The sequence below is a fragment of the Shewanella cutis genome, from assembly GCF_022410515.1.
Taxonomy (GTDB): Bacteria; Pseudomonadota; Gammaproteobacteria; order Enterobacterales; family Shewanellaceae; genus Shewanella; species Shewanella cutis.
Genome location: NZ_JACSDI010000002.1, coordinates 58,575 through 74,126 on the forward strand (window position 1 = coordinate 58,575; position 15,552 = coordinate 74,126).

12 protein-coding genes are annotated in these 15,552 nt (G+C 46.8%); 5 read left to right on the forward strand and 7 right to left on the reverse strand.

What is annotated here, in order from left to right:
• Positions 1-143 precede the first annotated feature (143 nt).
• Together yfbR and H9J30_RS05515 are read left to right on the forward strand one after the other, a co-directional pair.
• Positions 144-731, forward strand: coding sequence for a 5'-deoxynucleotidase (yfbR, locus tag H9J30_RS05510; protein WP_011072449.1), 588 nt, complete (start codon positions 144-146; stop codon positions 729-731).
• Positions 732-756: 25 nt separating this feature from the next.
• On the forward strand, positions 757-2,097 hold the full coding sequence (locus H9J30_RS05515) for an anti-phage deoxyguanosine triphosphatase (RefSeq protein ID WP_240130118.1): 1,341 nt from the start codon (positions 757-759) through the stop codon (positions 2,095-2,097).
• Positions 2,098-2,162: 65 nt separating this feature from the next.
• Here H9J30_RS05515 and H9J30_RS05520 read toward each other — a convergent pair whose 3' ends face one another.
• Genes H9J30_RS05520 through zwf form a run of 4 tightly spaced genes read right to left on the reverse strand, consistent with a single transcriptional unit; the run spans position 2,163 to position 6,844 of the window.
• Complete coding sequence (locus H9J30_RS05520) at positions 2,163-2,804, reverse strand: bifunctional 4-hydroxy-2-oxoglutarate aldolase/2-dehydro-3-deoxy-phosphogluconate aldolase (protein ID WP_240130119.1); 642 nt, start codon at positions 2,802-2,804, stop codon at positions 2,163-2,165.
• Positions 2,805-2,824: 20 nt separating this feature from the next.
• Positions 2,825-4,651, reverse strand: a complete 1,827-nt coding sequence (edd, locus tag H9J30_RS05525; RefSeq protein ID WP_240130120.1) for a phosphogluconate dehydratase — start codon at positions 4,649-4,651, stop codon at positions 2,825-2,827.
• A gap of 12 nt (positions 4,652-4,663) precedes the next feature.
• A complete protein-coding gene (gene pgl / locus H9J30_RS05530) occupies positions 4,664-5,362 on the reverse strand; it encodes a 6-phosphogluconolactonase (protein WP_240130121.1) in 699 nt (232 codons plus the stop codon).
• A 9-nt stretch (positions 5,363-5,371) separates the two neighbouring features.
• Positions 5,372-6,844 carry a glucose-6-phosphate dehydrogenase gene (zwf, locus tag H9J30_RS05535; protein ID WP_240130122.1) on the reverse strand — a complete coding sequence of 491 codons (1,473 nt, stop codon included), beginning with the start codon at positions 6,842-6,844 and terminating at the stop codon, positions 5,372-5,374.
• 311 nt (positions 6,845-7,155) lie between these two features.
• Between zwf and H9J30_RS05540 the strand changes: the two genes are divergently transcribed.
• Together H9J30_RS05540 and pyk are read left to right on the forward strand one after the other, a co-directional pair.
• Entirely contained in the window at positions 7,156-8,010 is an 855-nt protein-coding gene (locus H9J30_RS05540) for a MurR/RpiR family transcriptional regulator (RefSeq protein WP_011072455.1), read from the forward strand.
• A 185-nt stretch (positions 8,011-8,195) separates the two neighbouring features.
• Complete coding sequence (gene pyk, locus H9J30_RS05545) at positions 8,196-9,635, forward strand: pyruvate kinase (RefSeq protein WP_240130123.1); 1,440 nt, start codon at positions 8,196-8,198, stop codon at positions 9,633-9,635.
• A gap of 141 nt (positions 9,636-9,776) precedes the next feature.
• On the opposite strand, the gene H9J30_RS05550 is transcribed toward pyk, so the two are convergent.
• Positions 9,777-12,056 (reverse strand): acyl-CoA dehydrogenase, encoded by a 2,280-nt coding sequence (locus H9J30_RS05550; protein WP_240130124.1) that lies wholly within the window; start codon positions 12,054-12,056, stop codon positions 9,777-9,779.
• A gap of 12 nt (positions 12,057-12,068) precedes the next feature.
• Positions 12,069-12,710 carry a TetR family transcriptional repressor PsrA gene (gene psrA / locus H9J30_RS05555; protein ID WP_240130125.1) on the reverse strand — a complete coding sequence of 214 codons (642 nt, stop codon included), beginning with the start codon at positions 12,708-12,710 and terminating at the stop codon, positions 12,069-12,071.
• 218 nt (positions 12,711-12,928) lie between these two features.
• On the opposite strand from psrA, the gene H9J30_RS05560 reads away from it, so the two are divergent.
• Entirely contained in the window at positions 12,929-14,788 is a 1,860-nt protein-coding gene (locus H9J30_RS05560; RefSeq protein ID WP_240130126.1) for a M2 family metallopeptidase, read from the forward strand.
• Positions 14,789-14,948: 160 nt separating this feature from the next.
• Here H9J30_RS05560 and smrA read toward each other — a convergent pair whose 3' ends face one another.
• Positions 14,949-15,539, reverse strand: a complete 591-nt coding sequence (gene smrA / locus H9J30_RS05565) for a DNA endonuclease SmrA (protein ID WP_240130127.1) — start codon at positions 15,537-15,539, stop codon at positions 14,949-14,951.
• Positions 15,540-15,552: the final 13 nt, after the last annotated feature.

Genomic DNA, 15,552 nt, shown 5'->3' on the forward strand with positions numbered 1-15,552 from the left:
CTCAGCAAACTTGACCATTATTTCACTCACTTATCCTTACGATAAGTGTTAGGCTGATACGCTGTAACCGTACTTGTACTTTGCTTTCCCCTTATCTTCAGAGTCAAGTGACGCGCCATTTAGCCTTCATTTAAAGGAGCCTTATGAGTCATTTATTTGCCCACCTCGCCCGAATGAAACTTATCCAGCGCTGGCCATTAATGTACAACGTGCGCACTGAAAACGTTCAGGAACACTCTCTGCAAGTTGCCATGGTGGCACACGCCTTGGTGATTATCAGTAATCGGAAATTTGGTACGACACTCGATGCCCATCAAGCGACGAGTCTGGCCATCTTCCATGATGCCAGCGAGATTTTAACTGGCGATTTACCCACACCGGTGAAGTATTTCAATAAAGAAATTGAAGCCGAGTATAAAAAGATTGAAGCCATTGCAGAGCAGCGAATGCTCGATATGGTACCCGATGAATTTAAAGAGGATTATCGCAGCTTGTTTATCAGTGATTACGCCGACCCAACCTACAAAGCCATAGTGAAATCCGCCGATACGCTTTGTGCTTACCTTAAATGTTTAGAAGAAAACCGCGCAGGCAATACTGAATTTAACACGGCACGTAAACGCCTCGAAGCTATGCTCGAATCCAACCCAAATCCTGCGGTGAAATATTTTATGGATTGCTTTGTGCCCAGTTTTACCTTGAATTTAGACGAAATAAACAAGATGCTCTGATGTATCACTCCCCCAAGGAATAGCTATGACCTCAAGTGTTTGGCAAGAACGCCGCCATGGTGAAGATAAACAAAGACGTAATGATCATCGTAGCCCATACCAAAGGGACAGAGCGCGGATCCTCCACTCTGCGGCATTTCGCCGCCTGCAAGCAAAAACCCAAGTGCTTGGCGTGGGGATGAATGACTTCTATCGCACGCGCTTAACCCACTCACTGGAAGTGTCGCAAATCGGCACGGGGATCGCCGCTCAGCTTAGTCGTAAATATCCCGAGCATAAGCCCTTATTAGACTCAATGAGTTTGCTAGAATCCTTATGCCTTGCACATGATATTGGCCATCCACCCTTTGGCCATGGTGGTGAAGTTGCCCTTAACTATATGATGCGCCACCACGGTGGGTTTGAAGGCAATGGTCAAACGTTTCGTATTCTGTCTAAACTCGAGCCCTACACCTTAGATTTTGGCATGAATTTGTGCCGCAGAACGATGCTGGGAATTTTAAAATATCCCGCGCCACAATCGAGTCTATTTGTCGCAGGCAATCATCCTGAAATCACCAACCACAGGCAACTTAAACCGTCACAATGGCCGCCTGTTAAAGGTATTTTTGACGATGATAACGACATCTTTGACTGGGTGCTTAAACCACTATCAGCGGCAGATAGAACTCGCTTTACCTCAGTCCAACCAAGTGTGCAGCCAAACTATCCGCATCTACGCACTCAATATAAATCCTTCGATTGTTCGATCATGGAGCTGGCGGACGACATCGCCTACGCGGTGCATGACCTGGAAGATGCCATCGTCATGGGCATAGTGACCGCCTCACAATGGCAACAAGATGTGGCGCCGACACTTGAGTACAGTAATGATCCTTGGATCCGCCAAGAGTTGGCCGATATCGGTACTAAACTCTTCTCCCACGAGCATCATTTGCGTAAAGACGCCATAGGCACCTTAGTCAACGGTTTTGTGACTGCGATTATCATCACAGACAATGGTGCGTTTGAAGAGCCGCTGCTGCGGTTTAATGCCAGCCTTGAAGTTGAGTTTGCCCATGCGCTCAATGTGTTAAAACAGCTTGTGTATAAATATGTTATCCGTAAACCCGAGATCCAAATGCTCGAATACAAAGGCCAGCAAATTGTGATGGGATTATTTGAAGCATTTGCCTCCGATCCCGAGCGGCTGTTACCACTTAACACTCAAGAGCGCTGGCGCGCAAGCGAGCAATTGGGCTTAAACAGTCACAGGGTGTTAGCCGATTATATTTCGGGGATGACGGACGAGTTTGCCGGACGGCTCTATCAACAACTCTTTAGTCCTAAGGCTGGCTCAAACGTGGAGTTGAGTAAAGAAATGTAACCTATTGATATAGTAACAAAAAACCACCGCGAAGGTGGTTTTTTATTAGGGCGAGCAATCACGGATTAAAGTCCGCCAATTGCCTCTTTACACAGCTGAGTAATACGCGCCCAATCACCCTGCTCCATCGCATCGGTAGGCGCAATCCAACTGCCACCAATACAATCAACATTTTTAAGCGCTAAGTAATCTTTATAGCTGCTGGGGGTAATACCACCTGTCGGGCAGAAACGGATATCCGCTAATGGGCCAGAGAAAGCCTTAAGCGCATCAACGCCACCTGACGCTTCAGCAGGGAAGAATTTAAAGTGAGTGTAGCCCAGCGCCATGCCCGTCATCACCTCGGAAATACTGGCAACGCCCGGAATTAACGGCACAGGTCCTTGCATGCCCGCTTTGAGCAGCTCAACTGTCGCTCCTGGAGTGATAATAAATTGCGCACCAGCGGCGATAGCCTGTCCAAGCTGGGCTTCATTTAAAATGGTGCCTGCACCAACCAGCGCCTCAGGCACTTCCTTGGCGATTTTGGTGATAGCTTCAAGGGCGCATGGGGTGCGTAATGTCACTTCCAACACGCTTATCCCACCGGCAACCAGCGCTTTAGCTAAGGGCACCGCATGTTCAATCTTGTTAATCACCATAACAGGAACAATAGGGCTGCGTTTAAAAATATCTTGTGGTTGTAATGACCAGTTATTCTCAAGCATTGCGGTATTCTTCCTATGTATTAATAAAGTTCGTCAATGGCGCTGGTACTGCGCGCACCGGTTTCTGGACTGCTTAAGTTTGAACGCAGTGCCCCAAATAGCTCACGTCCCATACCATAGCGTGACTGGCGTAAGTCAATTTCAGCAGCGATTCTCACGGCAAGCTCTGCATCTGAAACTAATAAGCTGAGCTCACCCGTCAGCGCGTCGACTCGAATAAGATCGCCGTCTTGCACCTTCGCAATTAAGCCGCCATCGATAGCTTCTGGGGTCAAATGAATCGCCGCAGGCACTTTGCCCGATGCGCCCGACATACGACCGTCGGTCATCAGTGCCACTTTAAAGCCTTTGTCTTGTAAGGAGCCTAACAACGGTGTTAACTTGTGCAGCTCTGGCATACCGTTCGCTTTCGGCCCTTGGCCTTTCACCACCACCACGCAATCTCGGTCTAACGCGCCGGATTTAAATAACGCATCGAGCTTATTTTGATCATCAATCACCACAGCGGGCGCTTCCACCACTCGGTGCTGCGGTTGAACGGCAGACACCTTAATCACTGCACGGCCTAAGTTACCCTTGAGCAGCTTTAAACCACCGTTGTTTTGGAAAGGCGTAGCGACAGAGGTTAATACTTCTGTATCTAAACTCACTGTTGGACCATCGACCCAGCGCAGCTCACCATCAAGCAGTTTAGGCTCTTGGGTGTAACGACGTAAACCAAAGCCTGCCACAGTATTAACATCCTCATGCAGCAAACCTGCATCGAGTAATTCCTTGATAAGGAAAGCCATTCCACCCGCAGCGTGGAAATGGTTAATATCAGCATGACCGTTTGGATAAACACGTGCCAGCAAAGGCACCGCATCGGATAATTCCGAAAAGTCATCCCAGTTGACGATAATACCTGCAGCACGGGCCGCCGCCACAATGTGCATGGTTAAGTTTGTTGAACCACCCGTTGCGAGCAGTGCAACAATACCATTCACTATCGATTTTTCGTTAACGACTTCACCAATAGGCGTGTATTGAGTGCCAAGTTCGGTTAAGCGACAAACCTGCTTGGCCGCCATTTTGTTTAAGGCTTCACGCAGTGGATCGTCTGGATTAACAAAAGATGAACCCGGTAATTGCAGCCCCATGACTTCGAGCATCAGTTGGTTCGAGTTAGCGGTACCATAGAAGGTACAAGTACCCGCACTGTGATAAGACTGGGCTTCTGCTTCGAGCAGTTGTGCTCTATCGACCTTACCTTGAGCAAATTGCTGACGAATACGGGCTTTTTCCTTATTAGGAATACCCGACTTCATTGGGCCAGCGGGCACAAACAGCATAGGTAAATGGCCAAAACTTAAGGCGCCAATCAATAAACCCGGTACAATTTTGTCGCAAATACCGAGCAGTAATGCCCCATCAAACATATTGTGTGATAAGCCAACTGCAGTTGCCATCGCAATCACTTCACGGCTCAGTAAGCTCAACTCCATTCCGGGCTGACCTTGAGTCACACCGTCACACATGGCAGGAACACCACCGGCCACCTGCGCAACACTACCCACTTCCTGACAGGCCTTTTTCAACAAATCAGGATACGTTTCATAGGGTTGATGTGCTGACAACATATCGTTAAATGCGGTAATAATCCCGATATTAGCCTTCGTCAGTTGACGCAATGCATTTTTGTCATCGGGATGACAAGCCGCAAAACCGTGGGCTAAGTTACCGCAGCTCAAGGAGCTGCGGTGTACGCCATGGTTGCGAGCATCGTTTAACGCGGCAAGGTACGCTTCACGAGATGCTTTGCTACGGGCAATAATTCTGTCGGTAACAGATTGAACGACTGAGTGCATGAGAGTGACTCCTTAAGCGCTCCAGAACACGTCAACGGGCGTTTTACGCTGCGCTAATACGGCTCTGATGGGCATAGCATTAACATCATCATTTTCTAAGGCTTGACGATATACGGATAATTTCTGTTCCCCGACCAAATGCAGATAAATCTGTCGGCTATTGAGGATCGCATTCTTAGATAATGTGATCCGTCCATGTGGCGCAGTGGTGGGATTGGTTGCCACACACAAAGCTTGAGTGGTTAACGCATCGTTTAACTCTGTGCAGCAAGGGAACCATGAGCAAGTGTGACCATCGTTGCCCATCCCCAGCACCACCACATCGAAGGGACGCGGGAAGTTAGACAAGGACTCGCTGGTCATATCTGCGCCCGCTTCAGCGGTGGAAAACATATTCTTCAATCCGCGGAACTTGGCATTGGCCGCGCGGTTTTGCAATAAATGCTCGCGCACTAAACGTTCGTTAGAGGCGCTATCTTCCACATCAACCCAACGCTCATCGGCAAGCGTAATGTAAACATCACTCCAGTCGATGGATTTCATGCTAAGTAGCTCGAACAGTTTCAACGGCGTTGAACCACCGGAAACCACTAAACTGGCCTTGCCACGGGCATCAACTGCCTCTTGTAACTGGCTAGCGATCTTATTCGCCAACTGTTGCTCGAGCGCAGCAGGTGTATCAAAGGATTTAAATACGGTTTCTTTAATCATCAAAGCCCCCTATTCATCCCACGAGCGACCATCTTTGGTGATCAGCGCGACGGAAGCGACGGGACCCCAAGTGCCCGCAGGATAAGGTTTCGGTTTTTCATTGCTCTGTTCCCATGCTTGGATGATGCCATCCACCCATGTCCAAGCTTGCTCTACTTCGTCACGGCGCACGAATAAAGCTTGATTACCGAGCATAGCTTCAAGCAACAAACGCTCATAGGCATCGGCAATGCGCTCGTTTTTAAAGGTATCCGAGAAACTCAAGTCGAGTTTGGTGGTCTGTAAACGTTGCTTCTGCTCTAATCCAGGCACCTTGTTCATCATCTGGATCTCAACCCCTTCGTGTGGTTGCAGACGGATGGTTAACTTGTTAGGTGGCAAGTTACGGTAGCTAGAGCGATACAGGTTGTGCGGTGGGTTTTTAAAATACACCACAATTTCAGAACTCTTAAACGGCATGCGCTTACCGCTGCGCAGATAGAACGGCACCCCAGCCCAACGCCAGTTATCGATATCGACACGCAGCGCCACAAAGGTTTCTGTGTACGAGTGTACGTTCGCCCCCTCTTCCTCTAAATAGCCTGGCACCGGACTACCTTTCAGGAAGCCCGCACTGTACTGACCACGGACGGTGTTTTCATACACATTGTCAGCATTAATCGGCCGCAGCGACTTAAGTACTTTCACCTTTTCATCGCGAATACTGTCGGCATCTAAGTTAACTGGTGGATCCATTGCGACGAGCGTAAGCACCTGTAGCAAGTGGTTTTGTATCATATCGCGCATTTGACCAGCTTTATCGAAGTAACCCCAACGGCCTTCAATACCAACTTCTTCCGCAACCGTGATCTGGACATGGTCAATGGTCCGGTTATCCCATTTAGAAGCAAATAAGGAGTTAGCAAAACGCAGCGCAATCAAGTTTTGAACGGTCTCTTTACCGAGATAATGGTCGATACGGTAGACTTGGCTTTCTTTAAAGTAGGCAGAAACTTGATCGTTAATCACACGGGAAGATGCGAGATCAGAACCAATGGGTTTTTCGAGTACTACGCGAGAATCACTGTGGATCAGGTTTTGTTCATGTAAACAGCGGCAGATATCACCAAAAATCGATGGTGGGGTGGCAAAGTAACTGACCATGACACGCTCTTCTGGTTTGAGCAATTCATGGAAGGCACTGTAGCCCGCTGATTCAGTAAAGTTAGTGCCTACATAATAACAACGGGACACGAATCGGTTGAGAGTGTCTTCGCAGAGGGGTTCTTTGACGAAGGTTTTTAACGCAAGGATGACTAAGTCTCTGTATTCATCCTGACTGAATTCATCTTTTGCGACACCGATCACCTTAGTATCTTTATCGAGAAGCTCAGCCTTATCTAACTGGTATAAAGAAGGTAATAACTTACGTCTTGCTAAGTCACCTTTAGTACCAAAGAGTACGAAGTCACAAGCTTTGGCGCCTGATGTTGTTTTGCCCATTGCGTTACGCTCTCCTTTGTATGTCGTGTCCCTTCATGCCAATGAAGAAATCCACATTTTGTTGTAATATAACAACAGAATTTGTTAAATGCATCTATTTTTATCAATATTAACATTCTTGCTAACTAGGCACCTAATGCAGAAATCTGATATGCTTTTTGTGCTTAAATTACTGATGATAGTAAATTCTTATTTCAAAAATGTACTTAAAACTTACTTAAGCAATGTCGATTAGTGAGATCTTCAAACAGATCAGCAGCACTAAACAAAAATAAATAAAATTACATTCTCAATTTAGCGGACGTACGCGTATGAATACCCTAGAAAAGGTTCAAAAAAGCCTCACCCATTTTAGTAAGTCAGAACGCAAGGTTGCAGAGGTGATCCTAGCCTCTCCGCAAACGGCTATTCACTCCAGCATCGCCACTTTGGCTAAGATGGCTGATGTCAGTGAACCTACTGTGAACCGTTTCTGTCGCCGCTTAGATACTAAAGGCTTTCCTGATTTTAAGTTACATCTAGCACAAAGTCTCGCAAACGGCACACCTTATGTGAGCCGCCACGTCGAAGAAGATGATTCACCAGAGTCATATACCACAAAAATTTTCGAATCCTCAATGGCTTCCTTAGATACAGCGCGTCAAAGTTTAGATGTTGCCGCCATCAATAAAGCCGTGGATATTCTGACTCAAGCCAAGACAATTTCCTTTTTTGGCTTAGGCGCATCTGCCTCTGTAGCCCATGACGCGCAGAATAAATTTTTCCGTTTTAATGTGCCTGTCATCTGTTTTGACGATGTTCTGATGCAGCGCATGAGCTGTATCAACAGCAATGAAGGCGATGTTGTGGTATTAATTTCCCACACTGGCCGCACTAAGTCTTTGATTGAAATAGCACGTTTAGCGAGAGAGAACGGCGCGGCGGTGATTGGTATTACGGCCCGTAACTCACCGTTATCGATGGAATGTACACTGCCCGTGACGATGGAAGTGCCTGAAGATACCGATATGTATTTACCCATGGCCTCGCGTTTAGCGCAATTGGTGACTATAGATGTATTGGCGACTGGTTTTACGCTACGCCGCGGCCCGCGTTTCCGTGACAATTTAAAACGTGTAAAAGAAGTGTTGAAAGAGTCTCGTATCAATAAAGATCCGATACTGTAATTCACTTCCTATCTTTAAAAAGGCTAGTGCAAATCGACCGTCTAGCCTTTTTTAAAGCAAATTTCAGCGATACCTCACAATTTTGAAACATAACTTTAGATCAATTTGATTGTAACTTTACTACATAATTTGGAATTGCATGCTAATATAGTCACAAGATTTTTTTAACTTTAACGGAGTATCTTATGTTCCGCAGAACCAAAATCGTCACCACACTGGGTCCCGCCACTGACCGTGACGATAACTTACGCCGTATTATTGCGGCAGGTGCAAACGTTGTTCGTCTTAACTTCTCCCACGGCTCCCCCGAAGATCATCTCAAACGCGCTACTCAAGCTCGCGAAATCGCAAAAGAATTAGGTGTACATGTGGCTATTTTAGGTGACCTACAAGGCCCTAAAATCCGTGTGTCGACCTTTAAAGACAACAAGAAAGTTCAACTGAAATTAGGCCAAGCCTATATTCTTGACGCTGAACTTGCTAAAGGTGAAGGCGATGAGAATCAAGTCGGTATCGACTATAAGCAATTACCTGATGATGTGAATGTTGGCAACATCCTGATGCTCGATGACGGCCGTGTCCAGCTGCGTGTTGAGCGCGTTGAAGGTCGTAAGGTCCACACCACAGTGACGGTTGCAGGCCCTTTATCAAACAATAAAGGGATTAACAAGCAAGGTGGTGGTCTATCGGCTGCGGCACTAACTGAAAAAGACAAGGCAGACATTCTCACCGCAGCCATGATCCAAGTGGATTACTTGGCCGTGTCTTTCCCACGCAGTGGTGCAGACCTAGATTATGCGCGTGCTTTAGCACAACAGGCTGGCAGTAACGCGCTGATCGTCGCGAAAGTTGAACGTGCAGAAGCGGTTGCCAGTGATGAAGCAATGGATGATGTGATTTTAGCCTCTGACGTTGTGATGGTTGCCCGTGGAGATTTAGGGGTTGAGATTGGTGATGCTGCACTTGTGGCAGTACAAAAGAAACTCATCGCCCGTTCACGTCAGCTCAATAAAATCGTCATCACCGCGACCCAAATGATGGAATCGATGATTTCGAGCCCCATGCCAACCCGTGCAGAAGTCATGGACGTGGCAAACGCCGTGCTTGATGGTACAGATGCTGTGATGTTATCAGCCGAAACCGCAGCGGGTGACTTCCCTGAAGAAACCGTTAAAGCGATGGCCAATGTGTGTGTTGGTGCAGAATCTCACCCAAGTGTGAAAGTTTCTAAGCACAGATTAGATGCCCGTTTCACATCGGTTGAAGAAACCATCGCGCTATCGACTATGTATGCGGCAAACCACCTAGAAGGTGTTAAAGCGATTATCGCTTTAACAGAGTCAGGGGCGACACCTAAACTGATGTCGCGTATCAGTTCATCTTTACCAATCCTTGGCTTATCTCGCCATGACACAACACTGGCGAAGATGGCTCTGTACCGTGGTGTACTACCGATTTACTTCGACTCAACGATCTATCCAGCCGATGAGCTTGCGCAAAAAGCATTGGAATCATTAACCAAAGCGGGTTACTTGCACAGCGGTGACTTAGTGTTAATGACCAAAGGTGATGCAATGGAAACCATCGGTGGCACGAACACTTGTAAAGTGCTGATTGTCGCTTAATAGTCCTTGATGGGCTTTCGCTAGACGAAAAAGTTAGGCTAAAAGTCATTAAGCTTAAAAACAAAAACCACCTCAATTGAGGTGGTTTTTTTATGGCTTATCATTGCTAGAAACTGAGTTAACTCATTTCAACCTATACGATTATAAAGCTTCGAAATCATTCACATTGATGGCGGCTAAACGTAACTTATCTGCATGCAATAGTGTTTGATGTTCATCGTTACTAATTGTGCCCTGCTCTAGCGCTTTAGCAAATAGTACCAAGTTTGGTACTTTTGAAGGTAATTCACCGCTACGCTGTGCTTTTTTAAGCTTTTTGTAAATATCTTTACAGGCATACTGTGCCACAAACGCCTGTTCCACTTCAGCAATACCACCCACATCGCCTTCAAACTCAGGACAAAGGAAGGTAATACGCTCGCGGGCAGTACTGGGTTTTAACATGCCAGAGACAAGCTCAGTCGCCATTTTATCGCTCGGCGCAGTAAAATGATTACCGATGGGGAAAATGAGTGCACGCAATAACCAAGCAACGGGCCGGTTCGGGAAGTTACGGATCACATCCTCTAGTGCTTTCGCCGCTAAATGTAAGCGATTAGCCATTACATAACGTACCACAGGTAAATCATCCTGTTGGCGACCATTGTCTTCGAACAGTTTTAAGGTTGCTGAGCCTAAATACAGTTGACTCAATACATCGCCCATCCGTGCTGACAACATTTCCTTACGTTTTAAATCGCCGCCCATAATCAACATTGAAATGTCCGTCATAAAGGCCAGCGCCGAAGACAAACGCGACATATCTTTGTAGTACTGTTTGGTTTCGCCACTTACGGGTGCGCTACCAAAACGGCTCGCAGTTAGGGCATTAAATAACGCACTAAACGCGTTACGCGTTGCATAACCCATATGGCCCATCAACAGCGAGTCAAAACGCGTGAGCGCCTCGTGCTGGTTTTCCATTGCTGCCGCTTCCATTTCGGCCAGTACATAAGGATGGCAACGGGTAGCACCTTGACCAAAGATCATCAACGAGCGGGTAAGAATATTCGCGCCTTCTACGGTGATCGAAATTGGATTCGACATATAAGGATGGCCGAGGTAGTTTTTAGGTCCTAATTGGATCCCCTTACCCGATTGAATATCCATGGCGTCGTTCATCACAGCGCGACCAAGTTCGGTCATATGGAACTTCGCGATAGCCGTCACCACTGAGGGTTTGACTTTTAGATCAATGCCCGTTGTGGTTAAACGACGTGCAGCTTCTAACTGGTAAGTATTGGCAATAATGCGAGCAAGAGCTTCTTGCACCCCTTCAAATTGACCAATTGCCATGCCAAATTGATGGCGTACATAACTGTATGCAGTGGTGGTTTTAGTTGCCATATGGCCAGAAGCGGTTGCCAGCGCCGGCAGAGAAATACCACGACCCGCTGATAAACATTCAACCAGCATGCGCCAGCCTCTGCCCGCAAACTCTGGACCGCCAATGATCCAATCGAGCGGAATAAAGACTTCATCACCCTGAGTCGTACCGTTCATAAAGGCCATGTTAAGTGGATTATGACGGCGACCAATCACCACGCCAGGATGATCCGTTGGGATCAACGCGCAGGTAATACCGAGATTCTTTTTCTCACCTAATAAACCGTCAGGATCGCGCATCTGGAACGCTAAACCCAATACCGTTGCCACGGGAGCTAAGGTGATATAACGCTTATTCCAGGTTAATTTAAGGCCTAAAACTTCTTCGCCGTTAAACTCACCACGGCACACAATGCCCACATCAGGGATTGCGCCTGCGTCACTACCCGCTTCTGGGCCCGTTAACGCAAAGCAAGGGATCTCATCGCCCTTAGCTAATGCGGGTAGCCAACGTTCTTTTTGCTCTTCAGTACCATAGTGAGTCAATAGCTCACCTGGACCTAATGAGTTAGGCACCATCACAGTTACCGCCGCACTCACGCTGCGACTGGCTAACTTGCTCACAATCGTCGAGTTGGCATAAGCCGAGAACGCTTTACCACCAAATTTTTTCGGAATGATCAGCGCAAAAAAGCCTTCTTTCTTGAAGTAATCCCAGAGCTCTGGCGGCAAATCTTTACGATTATGGACAATGTCAAAATCGTCGATCATTGTCAGGGCTGTCATGACCTGATTATCAATAAAGTCCTTCTCTTCTGCCGTCAGCGTTGGCTTGCCGTAGCTGTGCAACGTATTCCAATTCGGATTACCGCGGAATAACTCCCCTTCCCACCATACATCGCCCGCTTCCATCGCTTCGCGCTCGGTATCGGACAATGGCGGTAATACTTTTTTGAAAAACTGGAAAACAGGTTGGGTAATAAATTGCATTCTGAGGCTTTTTACTGCAAATAGCGCAATAATCGCAATCAGGGCAATAATTATAATCGTCAACATAATCAAGACCTTTTATTTAGAAGCCACGGGAACAGATACGCCCGCAGCCATGTAGGGGATCACTTTGCGGATCACGGCTTCAATATCGTTGTGCTCACCAAATTCGGCCGCAGCAATATCGTTTAACGCATCAGCGGATGCCATAGTGAAAACGATTGTGCCGAGGGTGAAGTGTAAGCGCCAAAACATTTCTGCCTGAGGTATATGGGGAGCACTTGCCGACACCGACTTCACAAAGGTATCTAGATGTTGTCCATAGTGGGTGGTGATAAACCAGCGCAGATGCCCTTGGCTTTCGATATAGCCTCGTCCAAGTAGCTGCAGGAAAATCGTGGTCCCTTCAGTCCGCAGGTCATTTAAATCCAATAACGGATCGACTAACGCTGAGAAAATTTCCTCTAACGAAGCCTGAGATGGCGCTGTATGTAGACGCTTTATCGCCGTTGATGCAGCGGGCATAAATACATCTAAATAGCGGGCTAACACTGCACGGATCAACTCTTTTTTAGAGCCAAAGTGATAATTTACCGATGCTAAATTGACCTCTGCCTTGCTGGTAATAAGTCGTAATGACGTCTCAGAAAAACCTCTTTCGGCAAAGAGTTTCTCCGCAGCATCAAGTATTCTCGTTTTTGTATCAGATCGACTTGCCATTCCGTGACCTTGAATTAATTTAAAACACTCGTTTAAATTAAACATTGGTATGGGAGTTGTCAAACGAAAAATGGCCAAATAAGCTGCGTCACAATAACGAGGCTTAACAGTTCACTCACAGCCGTTGCAATTAATCATGAAAACCCATCAAGTTTTGTGCAAAAAACGATGTGCTTAGGTAGAATGCGCAACACAAAAACAACAAAGGACTGCGATACATGGCTATTCGATTGAATCGTCCCACAACTTTAGCACTCACCATAGCGTTAACATTACACCTAAGTGGCTGTAATGAAAAACAAAACAATCTAGAAACAAAGACTTCTATACCTGCTAGTACAAGTGCACCTGATAAAGCTCAAGCCATTGCCTTTATTCAAGATGCTGAAGCACAAATGGCGCAGTTATCCATCGAGGCTAACCGTGCGGAATGGATTTACAGCAACTTTATTACCGAAGATACCGCCGCATTATCGGCCGCAGTGGGTGAAAAAGTCAGTGCAGCTTCCGTCAAGTTTGCCACTGAAGCCGCAAAGTATGCCAATGTTGAACTTGATCCCGCCAATGCACGCAAACTGAATATTCTACGTAGCGCATTAGTGTTACCAGCGCCACTTGATCCTGCCAAAAATGCTGAGCTGGCACAGATCAGTTCCGAGCTAAATGGGCTCTACGGTAAAGGCAAATACTGTTTTGCCGATGGCAAATGTATGACACAACCAGAGTTGTCCAGCCTCATGGCGGAATCACGGGATCCCGCCAAATTACTTGAAGCTTGGAAAGGCTGGCGTGAAATAGCCAAACCCATGCGCCCCCTATTTCAACGTGAAGTCGAACTCGCGAATGAAGGCGCAAAAGACTTAGGCTACGCGAATCTCTCCGAGTTATGGCGCAGCCAATATGATATGAAACCTGATGAATTCTCTCAGGAATTAGACCGTTTATGGGGCCAAGTTAAACCACTTTACGAATCCTTGCATTGTTATGTGCGTGGTGAGCTGAACAAAGAATATGGTGATGCCATTGCCCCGTCTACTGGCCCTATTCCTGCCCACTTATTGGGTAATATGTGGGCTCAGCAATGGGGTAATGTGTATGACCTAGTGGCGCCCGAGAATGCAGACCCTGGTTATGATGTGACCAAGCTACTCGCCCAGAAAGGCTATGACGAGCACAGAATGGTGAAACAGGCCGAAAGCTTTTTCACTTCATTAGGCTTTGCACCGCTGCCTGAAAGTTTTTGGAGTCGCTCACTCTTCTTACAACCCAAAGATCGTGACGTTGTGTGTCACGCTTCGGCATGGGATCTGGATAACCTCGATGATATCCGCATCAAAATGTGTATCCAAAAAACCGCTGAAGATTTCACCGTCATTCACCACGAGCTAGGGCATAACTTCTACCAACGCGCCTACAAGCAACAGCCTTTCCTATTTAAAAACAGCGCCAATGATGGGTTCCATGAAGCCATTGGCGACACTATAGCGCTTTCAATCACCCCAAGTTATCTCAAGCAGATAGGCTTACTCGAAGAGGTACCCGACGCTTCAAAGGATATTGGTTTATTGCTTAAGCAAGCCTTAGACAAAATCGCTTTTCTGCCTTTTGGTCTAATGATCGACCAATGGCGTTGGAAGGTATTTAGCGGTGAAATCACCCCTGCCCAATATAACCAAGCGTGGTGGGAGCTGAGGGAAAAATATCAAGGTGTTAAAGCACCGACACCGCGAAGTGAGAACGATTTTGATCCAGGTGCAAAATACCATGTACCTGGCAATGTGCCTTACACCCGGTATTTCCTCGCCCATATTTTGCAATTCCAGTTCCACAGGGCGCTGTGTGAAACTGCTGGAGATAAAGGACCAGTGCATAGATGCAGTATTTACGGCAATCAAGCTGCAGGAGAAAAACTTAATAGAATGTTAGAGTTGGGCTCGAGCCAGCCATGGCCTGTGGCTTTAAAGGAAGTAACAGGCACTGAAACCATGGACGCGAACGCTGTACTCGATTATTTTGCGCCGCTCAAAATCTGGCTTGATGAGCAGAACAAGGCTGCGAATCGTCAATGCGGCTGGTAATCAGTTTCTAGTGTCGCTGGCCTTTGGAACCATTACATTAAAAAACAGACCCCACAAAAATGCCCAACTAAGTTGGGCATTTTTTACTTCATTTGTGAAAACAAAAACTAGCGACACTCTGTTAAACGAAATCAGTAAAGTCAATCCGTCGAGCAAATCCTTAGCGCCAGCCCATTCCCTTACGATTGGCTTCTTTATTTTCAATCTTGAGCTGTTCAGATTTGGTCAGCATCACATACAAAGCGCCAGTGCCGCCCTGCTCGGTTTTCGCCGAATGATAGGCAAGTACCATTTCAAGCTGAGATAACCAATGACATACAGCAGATTTAAGGAGCCCCGCCAGAGGTTTACTATTATGACCTTTGCCGTGGATGAGCATCACACAGCGCTCACCATGGGCCTGCGCCGCTAATAGGTAGTTAAGTAGCGCCTCACGCGCCTGACTTAAACGATAGGCGTGCACATCTAATTCCATCTTAATGCTGTATTGCCCTAGTCTTAAGCGTTTAAAAACGCCCCCTTGAACCCCTTCTCGCTTAAAACTGACAATATCATCTGGGGCTATGATGGGGATCAAACTTAACTCCAAGGGCATACAGGCTAAATAAGCCTCCCGTTGCAGCGCATCACGACGTTGTATTTGTTCAACCGTTAGAGCCTTGGGTTGTAAATTCACCGCTTTAATATCGCCTTTTAGTGGCACAACTCCCGCCATTTCTTCAAAAAACAGTGCCGATTCATTATCCAGCATGGCAAGCTCCTCC

Bases quoted from the DNA above. Each gene is read 5' to 3' on its own strand.
- H9J30_RS05515 (WP_240130118.1), top strand. From the start codon at position 757: ATGACCTCAAGTGTTTGGCAAGAACGCCGCCATGGTGAAGATAAACAA.
- zwf (WP_240130122.1), bottom strand. From the start codon at position 6,844: ATGGGCAAAACAACATCAGGCGCCAAAGCTTGTGACTTCGTACTCTTT.
- edd (WP_240130120.1), bottom strand. From the start codon at position 4,651: ATGCACTCAGTCGTTCAATCTGTTACCGACAGAATTATTGCCCGTAGC.
- H9J30_RS05550 (WP_240130124.1), bottom strand. From the start codon at position 12,056: ATGTTGACGATTATAATTATTGCCCTGATTGCGATTATTGCGCTATTT.
- pyk (WP_240130123.1), top strand. From the start codon at position 8,196: ATGTTCCGCAGAACCAAAATCGTCACCACACTGGGTCCCGCCACTGAC.
- pgl (WP_240130121.1), bottom strand. From the start codon at position 5,362: ATGATTAAAGAAACCGTATTTAAATCCTTTGATACACCTGCTGCGCTC.
- yfbR (WP_011072449.1), top strand. From the start codon at position 144: ATGAGTCATTTATTTGCCCACCTCGCCCGAATGAAACTTATCCAGCGC.
- H9J30_RS05520 (WP_240130119.1), bottom strand. From the start codon at position 2,804: ATGCTTGAGAATAACTGGTCATTACAACCACAAGATATTTTTAAACGC.
- H9J30_RS05560 (WP_240130126.1), top strand. From the start codon at position 12,929: ATGGCTATTCGATTGAATCGTCCCACAACTTTAGCACTCACCATAGCG.
- H9J30_RS05540 (WP_011072455.1), top strand. From the start codon at position 7,156: ATGAATACCCTAGAAAAGGTTCAAAAAAGCCTCACCCATTTTAGTAAG.
- smrA (WP_240130127.1), bottom strand. From the start codon at position 15,539: ATGCTGGATAATGAATCGGCACTGTTTTTTGAAGAAATGGCGGGAGTT.
- psrA (WP_240130125.1), bottom strand. From the start codon at position 12,710: ATGGCAAGTCGATCTGATACAAAAACGAGAATACTTGATGCTGCGGAG.